Source organism: Streptomyces sp. NBC_00091 (genome assembly GCF_026343185.1).
Taxonomy (GTDB): Bacteria; Actinomycetota; Actinomycetes; order Streptomycetales; family Streptomycetaceae; genus Streptomyces.
This window is the reverse complement of the sequence record NZ_JAPEMA010000001.1, coordinates 100,403-117,512: the sequence shown is the minus strand read 5'-3', so window position 1 is coordinate 117,512 and position 17,110 is coordinate 100,403. Positions and strand designations below refer to the sequence as shown.

The following is a 17,110-nucleotide window of genomic DNA, read 5'->3' as shown; positions in this document are numbered from 1 at the left end:
GAGCTTTGCCCAGAGGGTGGGAACTGGGCTTGGATCGCGGTGACCGCTTCTGCCTCCTGGGGCCGGTCGAGGCGCACATCGAGAAGCTCCGGGCGCTGCGCGACCTCGGCGCAGCTGTGGGCCCAAAGCGCCGCTCAGGGGGCGGACGGTGCCCGGTCCGCGGATCTGCGGACTTCGCGCGGGGCTTGTCCCTCCCAGCGGCGCACCGCACGCCGCAGCGCCCGGGCATCGCTGTATCCGACCCGGCCCGCGATCGACCGCAGGGGCAGGTCGGTGGTGCGTAACAGTTCCGAGGTGTGCTCGTGCCGTAAGGCTTCGACTTGCCCACGCCAGGTCGTGCCGTTCTCGGCCAGCCGTCGCTGGAGCGTGCGGGGACTCATCGCCAGACGATGCGCCACGTTCTCCAGGCTTACGGTGTCCTCCTGAAAGGCCGCGGTCAGAGCCGTCCGGAAACGGTCGAGCCACCGCAGTACGGGCCGGGATGCCGCCAGTACCAGTTCCGCGTGGTGCGCCAGAAGCCGGTCCATGCCCGGTTGGGCCTTGGGCAGCGGCGTGCGTACATCGTCCTCGCGGAAAGCGATCGAGTTGTACGGCGCGTCGAAGTGAATACGGTCCGTGCCGAATAATTCGGCCAGTTGCCGGGCTCGCGGTGGTGGGCGGTGGGTGATGGTGACGTGGGACGGAACGATGTGGCGGCCGGTCGCGGCCCGGGCTCGGGTCAGGAAGAGCGAGAGGGCGAAGAGGTCGACCGCCTGCACCACGTCCGGCCCCCACGTGCCCGTGGCGTGGCGGACGGTGAAGTGACGTCCGTCCTCCTCCACGATCAGTTTCTCCGCGGCCGGATCGCCGATGGCGGCTATGAGATCCACGGCCTGCGTGAGCGACTGGCGCAGGGTGGGGCCGGTGGTGATCAGGTAGTCCCAGACACCGAAGGTGCCGATCGGGGCGTCCTCGAGGACCAGGGGACCGATGAGAGTGCGGGGTTCCGTCAGCACCAGGTGCTCCCACACCGTCACGAGCGACGGGGTCGAGATCCGGGCCAGGTCGTTGCCCAGGACCTCGACGGCGAGGTCGGGCAGGCGGGCGAGCCTGCCCGTGCCCGCGGCGGTCATGGCGCTGACGAGGGAACGCGCGAGGTGGGCCGAAACCGTGCCGCCGAGGTTGGGAGATGGCATAGGACCGTCGAGGGTACCAGCGCGAACTGCCTTTCGATACACCCCTGTTGGGTGGGGTGGCCTTCGCGGCGAGGCGCACCGGACGCCGCTTTGGCGCGGCGGGCCTCCCGGGTGGCGCATGCGGTCCTCAACGTGGCGCCCTGAGGCCTCTCTGCCTTCCGCGGGCCGTGCCTACCTTGAGCTCGACCACGGCTTGGACCGAGGACCGGCCGGCCTCCTGAGGCTCTCCACCAGGCGACCCCGCGCGCTCGGGCACCGCCATACCTCGGTGGGCCTGAGCACCTGAGCACCTGGGTCCCGACAGGCCCGGCGGTCCGCATCGGCTCTTTCTAGGGGGAATGCACACGTGACGTCGCCGTCGTTTTGGAGCAGGCGCCGAATGCTCACCACCATCGCCGGGGCGGCTACTGTTCCCGCCCTGCCATCCATCCTCACCCTGACCGCCGGCCCGGCCCTCGCCGCCGAGAGCGACCCCATCACGGGTAGCGGCCTGCCCGACACCGACCGGGGCAAGGCCGTGTGGGCGTACAAGACAGGCGGCCGGGCCGTCCGCGAGGCCGCCGCCGCCGCCCTCGCCGGCTCTCCGGCGGCTGTCTCCGCCTTCCTCGCGAACGAACTGCCCGTCGCGGAGGCGCAGGACGCCCGATTCGGCATCCTCACCGTCCTCCCCTACGCGGACAAATCGGTGCGCGAGTCGGCCAACGCTGCCTTGTCCGCCGGGGACGCGGCGATCGCCGCCTACCTGCGCGACGGCTACACGCAGTCTCTCCAGACGGATCTGCGGGCGGCGGTGTTCACCGTCATGAACAACAGCGGTCCCGCTGTCAAGCGGGAGGCAACCAAGGCGCTGGAGTTGGGCACCCATGCGGCCCTGAGGAAGTTCTTGGCGGAAACTCAGCACACCGCGCAACAGGAGGACGAAAGGGCCGAGGTCTTCACCATCCTCACCGCGGCCTCCCCTGAGGTGAAGAAGTACGCGGAGCGTGCCCTGAGCGACGGGTCACCCCCGGCGATCCACCAGTTCCTCATCTCCGGCCAGTACATCGCGCGTGCCCGCGACGAAGAAGCCGCGACGATCGACCAGTTGGTCAAGATCGTGATCCGGGAAGGCAATCGCGCGCAGCTGCAGACGGAGCAGGCGGTCGCCGCTTCCACCCGGGCGAAGGAAGCGGCCGCGAAGGCGAAGACGGCTGCTCTGAAGGCGGCGGAGGAGGCGCTGGCCGCCCAGAGCGACGTGACGAGGTCGGCCAAGGCCGCGAACGACGCCGCGAGCGCCGCACGGGGCGCCGCCAGCGCCGCCAACACCGCGATCTCCGCGTCCCGTACCGCTCAAGCCGCATCGAGCCGCGCCGCGCAGGCCGCACAGGCAGCCGCGGGTGCCGCTGCTTCCGCGGGCCATGCCGCCTCCCGGGCTTATGGCGCGGCCATCGCTGCCTCGAAGGACGCCACCAAGGCCTCGGCCGCGCGCCAGGCCGCCCAAGCCGCACGCGATGCGGCCGGCCGCGCGCGCACTACGGCCGCAGCCGCTGACCGGGCCGCTGAAGCCGCCAAGGGGGCGTCCTCCGCGGGCGCGGATGCCGCGATCGCGGCCCGGAGCGCCGCGGGTGCTGCCAACGACGCCGCCAACGCCGCCGCCACCGCTTCCGGCGTTGCCCGGTCCCAGGCCGCCGAGGCGAAGGCGGCGGCCGCCGAGGCCGACACCGCCGCCGCACGGGCCACCCGGGCCGCGAGCACCGCCAAGACCTTGGCGGACAGGGCGGTCACCGCCGCCGGTGTGGCACGCGACGCCGCCAACAGCGCCGCTTCTCACGCGGAGAAGGCCGCGGCTGCGGCGGACGAAGCCGCGGCGAACGCGGGCAAGGCGATCGAGTACGCCACGCGGTCCACCGCCCATGCCGAGGCCGCGGTGCAGGCGGCCAACACGGCCGCCGACGCGGTGAAGGAGGCTCAGGCCGTGGAGCAGGCGGCCAGGGCGGCGGAGACCGCCCGTATCGCCGAGGACGTCGAATGGGGGATCGAGGAGGCCCGTTTCGGCGCGCGGGCCGAGATCGACGAGACCAACCGGGCCCTCAGGGAGCGTACGCAGGCGGACAAGACCGCCACGGACATCAAGGACCTCATCGCGGCCGCCGCAACGGCGTTGCACGGTGGTGACATGGCCACGGCCGTCACCACCGGCCGGAAGGCCGCTGTCAGGCTTCTCGACTCGACGGGCACGTGGACGCAGCAAGCCGCTGAGTTCGCCCTCGCCGGCTCTGACCACGATGTCGCCAACTGGATCGACGCCGACCGCCTTCTCGCTGAGCAGCAGGATGACCGGGAGACCGTTCTGGCCATTGCCAGGGCGGGCTCGGCCGCCATCGCCGAGGCTGCCCATCAGGCACTGGCGAGTGACGATCCGAACGCCGCCCGCAACTTCCTCACCCTCGGGGTCATCGAAGCCGCCGCGACGCAGAACCGCGTCACGGTATTCGAGATTCTGAACGAGAACCCGGGAAAGGCCGTCAAGGCCAAGGCCGAGGCGGCGCTGAGCGACGGAAGTGCCATCGCCCTGCACCGCTTCCTCACCGTCGAACTGGTGGAGGCGGTGAAGGAGGACGATCACGTCGAGGTGTTCAGCCTCCTGTCCTCCGGTGGCCTTTACATGCGGGCGGCCGCGCAGATCGTTCTGGAGGGCCCCGCCCGCATGCGGCGGCACTTCGTCCTCCGCGACAAGTTCAACATCGCCCGCCTGGACCAGGATCACGCCGCCCACGTCGCCGCGGTGCGCGCGGCCATCGCCCATGCCGCGAAGGTCGCGGCGAAGGCCCTGGAGGATGCCGCTCTCGCCTCCAAGGCGGCGGCGGAGGCCCGCAAGGCCGCGGCGGAGGCGGCCACGTGGGCGGCGAAGGCCCAGGAGTACGCCGCCGACGCCGTCAACTCGGCGCGCGAGGCGAAGGAGAACGCGGACGCCGCTGACGCGTCGGCAGCGGCGGCGGCCCAGTCTGCGGCCAGTGCGAAGCAGGCGGCGTCCGTGGCCCAGGGCGCGGCCCGGTCCGCGAACTACTCCATGCGGCAGGCGATGTCGTCGGCACGGCAGGCGGTTGCCTACGCGTCGGACGCGCAAGCGTCCGCCACTTCGGCGCGCGTCTCCGCCACTCAGGCCGGTCAGGACGCAAAGGCCGCCGCCGACGCCGCCAGCGAAGCCCGCCACGCCGCGACCGTCAAGCGGGAGGCCGAGGTGGCGGCAGAGGCGAAATCGGCGGCTGAGCAGGCGAAGCAGCACGAGGGGAGCGGAACCAATCCCTCCCAGACTGCCGACCAGGACAAGCCCTGGTACGTGGACTGGGAACTGTGGCCCGGGGACGTCAGCAGTGACAAGGACTGGGCCAAGGTCACCAAGCACTGGAGCACGATCACCGGCACCGCCTCAATCGTGCTCGGTATCGGTGCCGGCCTTACTGCCCCGGCTCTGCCGCTCGCGGCAACCCTCAGAGCGGCGTCTCTTGTGCTCACCGGCGTCTCCGTGGCCCTCAAGGGCGCGAACGTCTATTTCACAGGCAGCGCATACGGCTGGCGCAGCACCGAATTCCACACCGCACTCGGGACGTTCATCCTCGGTGGCGTCGCCTTCGCCGGAAAGTCACGCCTTCTCGACAAGTTCGGTGCGGCCAAACACGTCGGTGAAATCGTAGCCGAGGGGGTTGAGGTGCTGATCGTCACCCTTGGCTGGGCGACCTGGTAGGCCGCTCAAGGCGTACCAGGATCCCTCTGGATGAAAAGGAACTGACAGAATGAAGCTCGTAAAACGCGTTATCGCGACGACTGCTGCGGCCATGGCGTGTTTCGCCGTCGCCGTTACCGTCACACACGCCAGTGAAACCCCCGCCGGTGGCGCGGCCGGCGTGACCAGCGACCAGCCTCCCTACGCCATCGAAGACTTCGCCTACCCCGACGCCGCCAGAATCCAGGCCGAACTCGGCATCACCCTCAAGCGCGGTGACGGGCACATCACCCTCGCCGACTGCGCCTCCGCCACTGGCCTGATGGAGGTGTACTCGCGGACCAAGGGAAAGATCTGTTTCCGCGCCACCGGCAAGACCGGCTACCTCAGCCTGGAAATACCCGCGGTCTACGGGATGAAGGGTGATGCCTCTCATCAGGCCGATGTGACCTTGACCGCCGACGGCAGTCAGCAGAACATCACCGTGGCCGCGAACGAGTGGAAGGGCGTGGGGGAAGCCGCGGACCCCGAGCGCCGGGACCACGTCCTCGTCGAGATCTCCGTTTCCGAGTAACCCGACGGCGTACCGGCGGGGAGAACTCGCCGTTCCGTCGCCTTCGACCACTCGTCCTCTCCACCGTCCCGCACGGTCGGAGCGCCCTGACTCGTCTTTTCGGAGAAACCACATGTCGCACACACGAAGGCGCAGCGCCGCCTGGACGGGCGGCGCTGCCGCCGCCACCGTCATCCTGATGGCCGGATCGGCTTCAGCCGTCATCGGTACGCCGGCGGCTGACGGCCAGTACACCTACACCGCCCGCATCAACATCGGTGAAGGCGACTCCACCCGCGCCTGTTCCGCTGCTCTCGTTGCCGCGCAGTGGCTGCTCACCAGCGCCGGCTGCTTCGCCGACAACCCCGGCGACCCGGTCCCGGCCGGCAAGCCGAAGCTGAGAGCCACCGCCACCCTGGGCGAGAACGCTCAGGAGGTGACGCTACTCGTACCCCGAACCGACCGCGACGTGGTACTGGCGAAACTTGCCCAGCCGATCGCGGGAGTAGCGCCCGTCAAGCCGGCCGCAGCCGCTCCCACCCAGGGAGCCGTCGTGACGACGGCCGGCTTCGGGCGCACGAAGACCGCCTGGGTACCCGGCACGGTGCACACCGGCGCCTTCGACACGCTCTCCGTGGACGCGACCACGCTCGCGCTCAAAGGCAAGGGTGACACCGGCGACACCATCTGCAAGGGCGACGCCGGCGGCCCCGTACTCAACACCAGCGGTGAACTCGTCGGGATCAGCAGCCGCTCCTGGCAGGCCGGCTGCCTCGGCACCGACCCGGCCGAGACACGCAACTCGGCCGTCGCCGTACGCGCCGACGGCCTCGGCGACTGGATCCAGCAGGTCCTCGCCCTGCCCGGCGACTCGCAGGTCGCCTCGGGCGACTTCAACGGGGACGGCAAGGAGGACATCGCGGCCTTCTACGACGACGGCGTCGACGCCGACGGCAGGAACAGGTCCGCCCTCCACACCTTCTTCAGCAACGGTGCCGGCTTCAACGCACCGGTGAAGACCTGGACCTCCTCCGGCGCCTTCACCTGGCAGGCCGGCAAGCTCGTCGCCGGCGACTTCAACGGCGACAAGAAGGATGACGTCGCGGTGTTCTACGAAGGCGGCAAGACCGCCGACGGCAAGAACAAGTCGCTGCTGTTCACCTTCACCAGCACAGGTTCAGGCTTCGCCGCCCCGCGCATCTCGTGGACCTCCGGCGCCACCGCCTCCTTCAGCTGGAGTGCCTCCAAGGTCACCGCGGGCGACTTCAACGGCGACGGCAAGGACGACATCGGCGTCTTCTACAACCGCGGTGTCTCCGCCGACGGCAAGCGGCTCTCCGCGCTGTTCACCCTCACCAGCGACGGCACCAACTTCGGTGCCCCCGTCGAGAAGTGGGCCAGCACCGGCAGCTTCAGCTGGGACGCCGCCAAGGTGACCGCCGGCGACTTCAACGGCGACTTGAAGGACGACGTCGCGGTGTTCTACGACGGCGGGAAGGTCGACGGCGAGAACAAGTCGCTGTTGTTCACCTTCACCAGCACCGGGACCGGCTTCGCCGCCCCGCGCAACAGCTGGACGTCCTCGTCCTCCTTCAGCTGGGGTGCGTCCAAGGTCACTGCGGGCGACCACAACGGTGACGGCAAGGACGACATCGCAGTGCTGTACGGCCGCGGTGTCTCCGCCGACGGCAAGCAGCTCTCCGCGCTGTTCACCCTCACCAGCGACGGCAGCAACTTCGGTGCCCCCGTCGAGAAGTGGGCCAGCACCGGCAACTTCAGCTGGGACGCCGCCCAGCAGACCTCCGGCGACTACAACGGCGACGGCAAGGACGACGTCGGCACCTACTACGACAGCGGAGTGACCGCTGAAGGACGACAGGTCGACACGCTGTTCTCCTTCCTCACCACCACGGCCGGACTCCAGGCCCCGGGCAGCCGCTGGAGCGGCAGCGTCAGCTGACCTGAGACCCGGGCCGCGCAGGGGTCGGCCCGGGAACCCGGTCAGCCCAGGAAGTGGAAGCCGGGGCGGGGGTGCATCAGGAAGTCGTGGTGCGAGATGTTCCAGGCGTAGGCGCCCGCGAGGCCGAAGGCCACGCGGTCGCCGGCCCGGAGCCCCGGCGCGGAGACGTTCCGGGAGAGCAGGTCCTTCGGGGTGCAGAGCTGGCCGGTGAGGGTCACCCGCTCCGCGCCGGCGGCCGGCCTGGGCCAGGGGTGGGGCCAGGCGCCCACGGGCAGGACGGTGCAGGGCTGGTCGTGGCCCTTGGTCGCCGGGGTGCGCATGTGGTGGGTGCCGCCCCGGACCACGGCGAACTCCTCGCCGTGGCTGTGCTTCACGTCCAGCACCTCGGTGGCGTACCACCCGCAGTACGCGGTCACCGCGCGCCCCGGCTCGATCCGCAGGGTGAGGCCGGGGTGCGCGTTCGCGAGCCGGCCGAGGCCCGCCCCGTACGCCGTCCAGTCGAAGCGGCTCTCCGGGGCGGCGTAGTCGACGCTCATGCCGCCGCCCACGTTGACCTCGGCGAGGCGGATCCGGTGGCGGGCGGCGAGGTCCGCGGCCCAGGTGACGACCGATCCGGCGACCGCGAGCTGCTCGGGGGCGTCGAGGCCGCTGGCCAGGTGCGCGTGCACGCCCAGCAGCTCGAGCTGCGGGTAGGTGCCGTCGCTGAGCAGGCGGACGGCCGTCTCGGCGTCGGCCGGGTCGAGTCCGAAGGGGGTCGGCCGGCCTCCCATGGCCAGCGAGCTGCCTTCGAGCGAGGCGGCGGCCAGCGGGAGGTTGCAGCGGAGCAGGACACCGGGGCGGTACGGGCCGCCGGCCGCCGCGGGGGCGGTGCGCTCGGCCAGCGCGGCCAGCACGTGGAGTTCGTGCAGGCTCTCCACGTGGAAGCGCTCCACGCCCAGTTCGAGGGCGGCCGCGATCTCCGCCGGCGTCTTGCCGGGGCCGCTGAAGGCCAGCGCACGGCCCGGCACCGCCTTGGCCACGTGGGCGAGTTCGCCGCCGGAGGAGACCTCGTAGCCGTCGACGTACGGGCCGAGGGCGGCCAGGATCTCCGCCTCCGGGTTGGCCTTGGCCGCGTAGTACAGCTCGACCCGCTCCGGGAGGGCGCCCCGTACGGTCGCGGCGTGCTCGCGCAGCGCGGCCAGATCGTAGAGGTAGGCGGGGAGTTCGGCCCCGTCGAGGGCGAGGAGGCGGTCGCGCACCGCGGCGGTGGGGGTGGTCATCGGGCGCTCCGGGTGTCGTGGTCTTCGTCGGCGTGGTGCCGCAGCACCTGGGACAGCACGTCCTCGCCGAGCGGGGAGGCGAGCCGGACGTAGCCGGCGTCGCGGTCGGCCTTGCGCTCCCAGCGGGTGAGCAGGTTGGCCTTGGCGGGCAGCGGCACCCCCGCGAGCAGGGCGGACAGCCGCGGCGGGCAGCCGTGCCGGTCGGCGTGCGCCTGGAGGGTGGAGCGGACCTGGGACCACAGGGCGGCCTCGGACTGCGGGTGCAGGTCGGCGAGGGCGGCCACCATCTCGGCGATGTGGTTGACCAGCAGGCAGTACACGACCCGGTCCCAGCCGCGCTGGGCGTCGTACGTCATCGGGTCCGCGACCTCGGACGGCAGGGAGGCCAGGAGGTCCGCGTGGTGCTCGGGGACCAGCTTGGTGCCCTCCAGGTCGCGGAAGAGGACCTGGGCCGGCATGCCCTCCCCGTCGACGCAGACGACGACGTTCTGCAGGTGCGGCTCGAGGACGAGTCCGTGGTCGAAGTACGCGGCCAGGACCGGCGGGACCAGCAGCTTGAGGTACGCGGCCCACCAGTCGAGCGCGGTCTGCGCCGAGGAGTCCGCGAGCAGCCGGGAGATGTGCCCGGGGCCGGTGGGGTACTCGTCGGCGACGGCCGCGGCGAGCAGCGGGGTGGTGCCGGGCATGAGCCGGCTGAGCAGCCCCTCGCGGACGATCACCCCGAAGCCCTCGAGGAGGGACCGGTCCGGGGTGCCGTCGGGGCCGGGCAGGGCGAGGCTGCGGTAGGCGGGCTCGCGGAGCATGGCGGTGCCCGGGAAGCGGGACTCCAGGTCGGCGAGGACCGGCGCCAGCAGCCGGGTCAGCGCGACCGCGCCGGAGAGCTCGTAACTGGCGTTCTTGCGCAGGCAGTTGGTGATGCGGATGTTGAGGCTGAACTTGAGGAAGGTGTCTCCGTCGTACAGCGTGCGCACGGAGGCGGTGGCGGCGAAGGGCTTGCCGCCGGGGCCCAGGTCCAGGATGTCGCCGCGCTCGAGCGCCGCGCGCAGCTGCGGGTGCTCGCTCAGCATCTCGTACTGCCACGGGTGCGCGGGCAGCAGCCGGTAGCCCTCCGGGACATCGGCGCGGATCCGGTCGAGGGCCTGCGCCGCACCCTCGGCGGCGGTCTCCTGCGCGATCAGGTACTCGCGGACGGCGAGGTGGCGCAGCTGGAAGGAGGCGCCGGTCTCGGGCGCGTACGCCAGCCAGGAAGCGGTGTCGCCGGTGCGGGCCTTGGGGGTGGGGTGGAAGCGGTGGCCGAAGACGAGGGACTGCTCGGACTCCAGGTAGGCGGCGAGCCCGTCCCCGTCCCCGACCTCGGTGTCCGTGGCCGGCCGCTCGGCGCGGACGGCGAGCGCGGCGGACACGGCCTGGTGGCTGGAGGCGATCTGCTCCAGGAACTCCTCGTTGCGCACGTCGGTCCGCAGCGCCAGCTCGTCCTGGACGTACTCGGCGAGGCGGCGCCAGCCGATCTCGGCCCAGCCGCCGTCCTGGCTCTCGCACACCGGTCCGGTGAACCGGTGCGCGCCCAGCAGCGAGGTGCGGCGCAGGGCGGCGCGCAGCAGCACCCCGCGGCGGGGCAGCCACAGCAGCAGGTGGCCGTCCGCCACGGCGGTCTGGTGTTCCGGTCCGGACAGCTCGCGCAGCAGGCAGTTCAGGAGGGTGTGGACGACGGCCTCGTCGGCCGTGGGCAGCCCGGCCGCGGCGGAGGGGACGACGGTGGCGGTACCGATTGCATCGGTCAGAGACATCAACGGCTCCAGCGGGTGCGGAGAGAGCGGAGGTTCGGGGCCGGGAGTTTCGTGGCCGGGAGTGCGGTGGCGCAGACCGCGGCCAGGGCCACGGCGGTACCGGTCAGCACGGGCGCGGCGGGCCCGTACAGGCTGTTGCCCGCGGCGGCGGCCAGACCGGCGACGACGGCGCCGGCCTTGGAGAAGAATTCGATCGAGCCGAACAGTCCGCCGGGAGCCCGGCCCTTGGCGCAGTCGGAGGCGATCACGGAGAGGCAGACCAGGCCCAGGGTCAGCCCCGCGCCCAGCAGCAGCCGGACGGCGGCCAGGGTGGCGAGCGAGTGGGCCAGCCCGTGCCCGGCCAGCCCGAGGGCTATGCAGGCGAAGCCGAGCGCCACGCCGAGCCGGGGGCGCCGGTGGAAGGCGGAGTGCACCCACATCGCCGCGCCGAGGTAGCACAGGTGGGGCAGGGCGAAGAGGACCCCGGAGACCACCGGGGAGGTACCGGGGATCCGCTCCTCGATGAGGGAGATCAGGTACGGGAAGGAGATCACCGTGGAGAAGACGAAGGCGAACTCCAGGGCGTACAGGCCGTGCAGGGAGGTCATGCGCTCGGTGCGGGCACCGTCCTCCAGCTTCCCGGCCGCGGCCCCGGCGCTCTCGTCGGAGGCGTCGTCGGCCGCCGGCTTACGGGGCTCCGCCCGCACTCCGCGGGATTCGGGCAGCGCGGCGATCAGCACCGCGGCCGTCAGCGGCAGCACGGCGAGCAGCGCGTACTGCCGGTGCGGGGACAGCCACGGCGACAGGCCGCCCACCACGATCGGGGCGAAGACCAGGGCGGCGCGGGCCGCGCCCTGCATCAGGGTGAGGGCCTTGGACAGGGCCGGGCCCTCCAGCGCGGCGCCCAGGTAGCCGTTGGAGGCGGCGAAGGTGCCGCCGAGGATGCCCTGGAGCACCAGCGCCACGGTGAAGCCGGCGATGGAGTCGGCCCAGCCGGCCAGCAGGAAGGAGACCGCCAGGCCCAGCTGGGCCCGCAGCAGCAGCCGCTTGCGGCCGAACCGGTCGGCGAGCCGCCCCCACAGGGGGGCGCCGACGGCGGCGAAGACGGTGGGGACGATGTAGAGGACCCCGGCCCAGCTCGCGTCGCGGTCGCCGAGCTCCGGGAGGATCTCGGTGAGGAAGGGCGGCAGGCCGAGCGCGGCGAAGGAGGCCACGAAGTAGCAGCCGGCGACGGCGTGGACCTGCTTGCGGCCGAGGGCCGGGCGGGGCTCGGGCGCGGGGGAGTCCGCGCCGCGCAGGTCCGGGGGTGCGGCGGCGCTCACCGCGACCCCTCCGTCCGCAGCAGGTAGTTGGGGCCGGTGGTGTAGTGCTTGTTGATGTCGGCGGCGCCCGAGCGTTCCTTGCTGAGCAGGGTGCCGGCGCTGACCATCGCCTTGACGGGCAGCTGCGGGGCGTCCAGGACGTGGGCGCGCAGCGTGGCGCCGGGCCCGCCCGGTCCGGTGCCGAGCCGTTCGACCGCCTCGGCGAGCCGGTCGCGTACGAGGTCCAGCAGGGCCCCGGCCTTCGCGCGGCCGTGCCGGGCCAGCCCGAAGGCGTACGAACCGGCGCACAGGTGCAGGGTGATGGTGGTGAACATGTCGGTGAGCGGGCGGTCGTCCTCGCAGAGGACGCGCACGTCGTCGAAGGCCAGGGGGGCGTCGTCGCCGAGGGTCGCGCGGACGCGGGCCGGGTTGACGCGCGGGCTGTCGTCGTCCTTGAGCAGGAGCCGCATGCGGGTGTGGCCGTCCGGCCCGTGGTCGAGGACCAGCGAGATGTTCTGCTGGTGCGACTCCAGGGCGATGCCGTAGCCGAACAGGGTGGTCTGCCAGTCGAGGAGCAGCCGCAGGTAGGCGTCGAGCAGGGCGATCGGGTCGCCGCCGTAGAACCGGTCGGCGAGGTGGTCGATCAGCAGGCGCCCGCCGGGGGCTTCGGCGAGCAGGGCGGCGAGCGGGGTGACGACGGCGTCGTCGAGACCGGCCGGGTAGCGGCGGCAGAGCGCGGCGAGGAGCTCGTGGCCGGCGTGGGCGTAGACGGTCTCGTCGGCGTGCAGGACCGTGTCGCGGAAGCGGGGTTCGCGTGCGATGACGGTTTCCAGCAGGCGCTGGCCCGCGACCCCGTCGGCGAGGAAGCCGGGCCGGATGATGCGGCGGTTGCGCAGGCCCAGGGTGGCGGTGGCCATCGGGACCTTGATGTGCAGGGTGGGGTCGTCGGTGACGGCGACCGTGCGCATGGACAGCGTGGGGACCACGTCGAGGTACGGGCGTTCGGCGAGCACGGCCCGGCCGTCCAGGCCCGCGGCGCTCAGTGCCTCGCGCAGCGGCGCGCCGACGGTGAGCGGGTGCACGGGCAGGGCGAGGTGGGTGCCGTCGAGCCCGGGCAGGCCGAGGTCGGCCGGGGTGGGCCAGAGCGCGGGCAGCGCGGCGGGGCCGCCGGCCACGGTGAGGTCCTCGCGCGGTACGGCGATCCAGCGCAGCGGGAAGTGCGGGTGGAACTCGGGCGCGTGGGCGCGCAGCTGGTCCTCGTCGAGGCCGGAGCGGCCGCGCGCGGTGGGGTACACCGGGTGGTCGAGGCGTGCGGCGAGGGTGTCGTACGCGAGCCCGCCCGCGAGGCCGGTCCAGTCGGCCGGGTCGGCGCCGCCTTCGGAAGTCAGGCCCGCGGCGACCTCGTCCGCGGTGTCGGCGTGCAGGCGCATGGTCGCGAGGGTCTGGCGGCACTCCTCGGCGAAGGCGTCGAAGCCGCCCCGGTCGGCGGGGTCGGCGAGTGCGCCCAGGGCGTCGAGGACCTCGGCGTGGGTGGTCAGCGGGTGGCCGTCGGACTCCCGGGCGAGCAGCGGCAGCCGGGCGGCGTACACGCTCTGGTAGCCGTCTTCGGCGACCGGGAGGAGCAGGGCGTCGCCGTCGCCGGAGGGCAGCCGCAGCCAGCGGCCGTCGGGGCGGTCGACGGTCGTGGTGCGGGTGCGCAGCCCGACGACGTCCTCGCGCAGGAGCGCGCCGAGGACGCGCAGCAGCAGCTCCGCCTCGGTGGTGTCGGCGTGGGCGGCGGTGGCCGTGGCGGCCGGGGCGGTCGTGCTCACGGGGTGATCTCCCAGCGCTGCGCCGCGAGGTAGGCGGCGGAGACCCGTTCGACGGTCTCGAGGTCCTGGCCGACCGCGCGCAGCACTCCGGTGTAGTCGCGGTTGGTGCCGTACAGCTCGTGCCGCTCCCCCACCTCGCGCAGCGGCCGGTAGGTCAGTTCGACGCCGTCCACGGTGAGGTCGGCGGCCTCGGGCGCGACGGTGAGGGTGCCGGCGCTCTGGGCGCAGGGGTAGTCGACCACGGCGGCGCCGTCCGTACGGGCGCCCAGGTCGGCGGGCAGCGGCTCCCCCAGGTGGGTGCGCAGGACGAGCTCGAAGAGCGGGATGTCCAGCAGCCGGGTGAGGAGGAGGTCCATCTGGTCGCCGATGGCCCGGTAGTTGACCTCGATGATGCGGGCACGGCCGTCGTGCACGACGAACTCGGTGTGGCAGATGCCGAATCCGACGCCGAGGGCGTCGAGCTGGGCGAGGACCTGCTCGACCACCGGTTCGGGGTGGGCGGGGATGTAGACCAGCCGCTCCTCGATGAAGTACGGGGGTGCGGACACCTGGGTGTGGAAGCCGCTCAGTACGTGGCGGACGCGCCCGTCGCCGAGCGTCTCCAGGGTGTAGAGCTCGCCGGCCAGGTACTCCTCGACGACCAGGGGCGCCTGAGGCCGGCGGGCCTGGATCTCCTTGCAGCGCAGGACGAGGTCCTCGGGCCCGTCGACCAGCACCACGTCCTCGCTGGCCACGCCTTCCCGGGGCTTGACCACGCACGGGTAGGGGACGTCGAGGGCGGTGAGGCCGGCCGGGTCCTGGCCGGCGGCCAGCTCCGTCGACCACACCGCGTCGAGACCGCTCGCGGCGATGTGGCGGCGCATCTGGGCCTTGTCCTTGACGCGCAGCGCCGTCCGCCAGTCCTTGGCGGGCAGGCCGAAGTAGTCGGCGGCCAGGGCCGTCTGGGTCTGGAGGTGGTCACTGTTGGTGAACACCGCGTCGGGCGTGTGGTGGGTGGATATCCGGGTGATGACCGCACGGAAGTCGCGTACGTCGCACTCCAGCACCTCGATGCCCGGCGCCGTCCGGCGGTGCGCCTCGGGCTGGTCGGTGAGGACGGTGACGTCGAGGCCGAGCCGGGCCGCGGCGGGGAGGAACCCCTCGGTGACCGAGTCGGTGGGGTTGAGTGCGAGCAGGTACAACCGCATGGGTTGGGCCCCTTCCGAAATCCTGAGCAGTGGGGGGTGAGCGGAGTGACTGTTTTCCGGCACGCCTCATTGCCGACGAATGTGCTTATCCGCCGGCAATCGAAGCTTAGGTTAGCCAACCCTTAGTCTCAACTCCCGGTCAAATCCTGGAGCCTGGGCCGCGGTCTAGATCATAGATCATTGGGTTAAGGTAAGGCTTACCTACTCTCTCGTACCGGAGTTCCCGTGTCGCACATGATCGAGAACCGATGACCGCGTCCCCGCGCATCGCGTCGCCCGAGCGGCCCGCCCTGGACGCCGCCGCCACGCTCGCGCGGACCTACGGCCGCCTCGCGGCCGTCTGCGAGGCGCTGGACCTCCGGGTGGCCACCGCCCCCGCGCGGGCCGGGCGGTGGGTCAGCGGTGCGGAACTGGCGGGACCGGCCGGGACGCAGGAGGCCCTGGACGCCTTCGTCGCCGCCGAAGCCGCCCGCATCCGGGAGGGCCACGGGCACGACCCGCGCCCCGACGTCGCCGCCTCGCGCGCGCTGCACGACTACCTCTGGTCCGTCAGCCTGCTGATGAGCGGCGCCTGGTACCTGGAGCGGCGGGTGCCGCGCATCCGCCCGCGCGAGGTGCGCGTGGACCTCGGGGCGGGCACTTTCGAGATCGTTCCCGGGACCGGATTCGCCTGCCTGCCCGGCGACCCGGCGGCAAACCTGCCGGGCGCCCGGGTGGTGGCCGACGAGGAGGCGCTGCGCGCCGAGCTGCGCGCGGCCGTCGCCGACCACGTACGGCCGCTGCTGGCCGCGATCGGGCCGCGGGTCCGGCGCCGGGACCGGGCCCTGTGGGGCATGGCCGCCGACGACCTGGTCTCCGGGATCTGGTACCTCGGGCGCGTCCTCGGCCAGGAGGAGCACGCGGTGCGCGAGGCGACCGAGCTGCTCCCGACCGCCATCGCCCCCTTCCCCGGCGGCGCCGACTTCAGGCGGCTCGAGGACCGTGAGGGGAACCTGCACCCGACCCGCACCCGCCTCGGCTGCTGCATGTACTACACCCTGGACGCGGCCCGGGCCTGCGCCACCTGCCCCCGCACCTGCGACGCGGAGCGGCTGCGCCGGATCGAGGGCGAGGGCTGAGCGGACCTCACGCCTTCCCCGTACACACCAATTCCCCGTACACACCAAAGGCCGGCCCCGGCCGCGTACGTCTGCGTACGCGGCCGGGGCCGGCCCGTGGGGAAGGCGGGGGAGCCTACTTGGCCGCGTCCACCTGGAAGATCTTCGCCATGTCGTCGAGGACCAGGTCCGCGCCCTGGAGGGAGACCGAGGTCATCCAGGTCGAGTCGTCGACCTCGTGGACCTGGTTCTTCTGGACCGCGTTCAGGCGCTGCCACAGCGGGTTGGCGACGAACTTCTTCTTGCGCTCGTCACCGCCCGAGAAGCTGGTCATGAAGATGTGGTCCGCGTCGGCCTGCTGGATCTGCTCTTCGCTGATCTCGATGTTGAACTTGACCTCGTCGCGCTGGTTCTCCGGCCGCGTCAGGCCCATGTCGTTCAGGATGATGCCGCTGAACGTCTTGGGCAGCATGATGCGCGTCGGACCGTCGACGAAGCGGACGATCGAGAAGGTGGGCTTGCCGCCGTCCTTGCCGCCGCCCTTGGCGTTGATCGCGTCACCGATCTTCTTGGCGCGGGTCTGGTACGCCGTCAGCTTGGCCGCGGCCTTCTCCTCCTGGCCCAGAGCCTGGCCGAGGAAGGTGACGTTCTCCTTCCAGATCGGGCCGGTGGTCTTCACGAAGACGGTCGGCGCGATCTGGCTCAGGCGGTCGTAGAAGTCGGCGTGACGTACCGTGGCCGAGACGATGAGGTCGGGCTTGAGGGCCGCGATCGCCTCGAGGTTGGGGTTGTCGAGCGGGCCGACGTCCTTGGTCTCCTTCACCGCGTCACCGAGGTAGGCGGGGAAGCCCTTCTGGTCGCGGTAGGAGCCGATGCCGCCGACCAGCGGGGTGTCCAGCGCGACGACGGCCTCGACCAGGCTGTTGTCCAGGGCCACGACCCGCTTGGGCTTGGCCTTGATCTCGGTCTTGCCCTTGTCGTGGGTGATGGTGCGCGGGAAGCCGGCCGACTCGGCGGCGCCCGCCTTCGACGACGCGGACGACTCGGCGGCCGGCTTCTTGTCGTCGCTGCTGCCGCCGCAGGCGGCCAGCGAAAGGGCCATCGCCGCCGTGAGGACGGCAGCCGCGATCCGGCCCGGCCGGCGCCGCTGAGTGAAGGTGCTCATCAGTTCTCAGTTCTCCAGAGGGAACATTTGTTCTTAGGTAAGCCTTGCCTGAGTAAACGCGTTGTGAAGAGTAGCGGCTCTTCGTGGCCAAATCCAGACGGGGGGTGTGGGAGAAATTCGGTTAGGCATCCCT

11 protein-coding genes are annotated in these 17,110 nt (G+C 72.0%); 4 read left to right on the top strand and 7 right to left on the bottom strand.

Annotated elements, in window-relative coordinates; all coding sequences use genetic code 11:
* Positions 1-134: 134 nt before the first annotated feature.
* Complete coding sequence (locus tag OOK34_RS00535) at positions 135-1,175, bottom strand: helix-turn-helix domain-containing protein (RefSeq protein WP_267031862.1); 1,041 nt, start codon at positions 1,173-1,175, stop codon at positions 135-137.
* A gap of 379 nt (positions 1,176-1,554) precedes the next feature.
* Here OOK34_RS00535 and OOK34_RS00530 point away from each other — a divergent pair, with 379 nt between their 5' ends.
* From OOK34_RS00530 to OOK34_RS00520, 3 genes are all read left to right on the top strand, one after another.
* On the top strand, positions 1,555-4,899 hold the full coding sequence (locus OOK34_RS00530; protein WP_267031861.1) for an ALF repeat-containing protein: 3,345 nt from the start codon (positions 1,555-1,557) through the stop codon (positions 4,897-4,899).
* 49 nt (positions 4,900-4,948) lie between these two features.
* The gene (locus tag OOK34_RS00525; RefSeq protein ID WP_267031860.1) at positions 4,949-5,452 is read left to right on the top strand and encodes a hypothetical protein; all 504 of its coding nucleotides are present in this window, start codon (positions 4,949-4,951) and stop codon (positions 5,450-5,452) included.
* Positions 5,453-5,564: 112 nt separating this feature from the next.
* On the top strand, positions 5,565-7,391 hold the full coding sequence (locus tag OOK34_RS00520) for an FG-GAP-like repeat-containing protein (RefSeq protein ID WP_267031859.1): 1,827 nt from the start codon (positions 5,565-5,567) through the stop codon (positions 7,389-7,391).
* Positions 7,392-7,432: 41 nt separating this feature from the next.
* On the opposite strand, the gene OOK34_RS00515 is transcribed toward OOK34_RS00520, so the two are convergent.
* Genes OOK34_RS00515 through OOK34_RS00495 form a run of 5 tightly spaced genes read right to left on the bottom strand, consistent with a single transcriptional unit; the run spans position 7,433 to position 14,715 of the window.
* Positions 7,433-8,650: a type III PLP-dependent enzyme gene (locus tag OOK34_RS00515; RefSeq protein ID WP_267031858.1), complete on the bottom strand. Its 1,218-nt coding sequence runs from the start codon at positions 8,648-8,650 to the stop codon at positions 7,433-7,435.
* Positions 8,647-10,437 (bottom strand): IucA/IucC family siderophore biosynthesis protein, encoded by a 1,791-nt coding sequence (locus OOK34_RS00510; protein WP_267031857.1) that lies wholly within the window; start codon positions 10,435-10,437, stop codon positions 8,647-8,649. Before OOK34_RS00510 ends, OOK34_RS00515 begins: the two co-directional genes overlap by 4 nt.
* Positions 10,437-11,714 (bottom strand): MFS transporter, encoded by a 1,278-nt coding sequence (locus tag OOK34_RS00505; RefSeq protein ID WP_267036576.1) that lies wholly within the window; start codon positions 11,712-11,714, stop codon positions 10,437-10,439. The genes OOK34_RS00510 and OOK34_RS00505 overlap by 1 nt, the downstream gene beginning before the upstream one ends.
* A 20-nt stretch (positions 11,715-11,734) precedes the next feature.
* A complete protein-coding gene (locus OOK34_RS00500) occupies positions 11,735-13,528 on the bottom strand; it encodes an IucA/IucC family protein (protein WP_267031856.1) in 1,794 nt (597 codons plus the stop codon).
* Positions 13,525-14,715, bottom strand: coding sequence for an acetyl-CoA carboxylase biotin carboxylase subunit family protein (locus OOK34_RS00495; RefSeq protein WP_267031855.1), 1,191 nt, complete (start codon positions 14,713-14,715; stop codon positions 13,525-13,527). Before OOK34_RS00495 ends, OOK34_RS00500 begins: the two co-directional genes overlap by 4 nt.
* A gap of 248 nt (positions 14,716-14,963) precedes the next feature.
* On the opposite strand from OOK34_RS00495, the gene OOK34_RS00490 reads away from it, so the two are divergent.
* Positions 14,964-15,833, top strand: coding sequence for a (2Fe-2S)-binding protein (locus OOK34_RS00490; protein WP_267031854.1), 870 nt, complete (start codon positions 14,964-14,966; stop codon positions 15,831-15,833).
* Positions 15,834-15,948: 115 nt separating this feature from the next.
* On the opposite strand, the gene OOK34_RS00485 is transcribed toward OOK34_RS00490, so the two are convergent.
* Complete coding sequence (locus OOK34_RS00485; RefSeq protein WP_267031853.1) at positions 15,949-16,977, bottom strand: ABC transporter substrate-binding protein; 1,029 nt, start codon at positions 16,975-16,977, stop codon at positions 15,949-15,951.
* Positions 16,978-17,110: the final 133 nt, after the last annotated feature.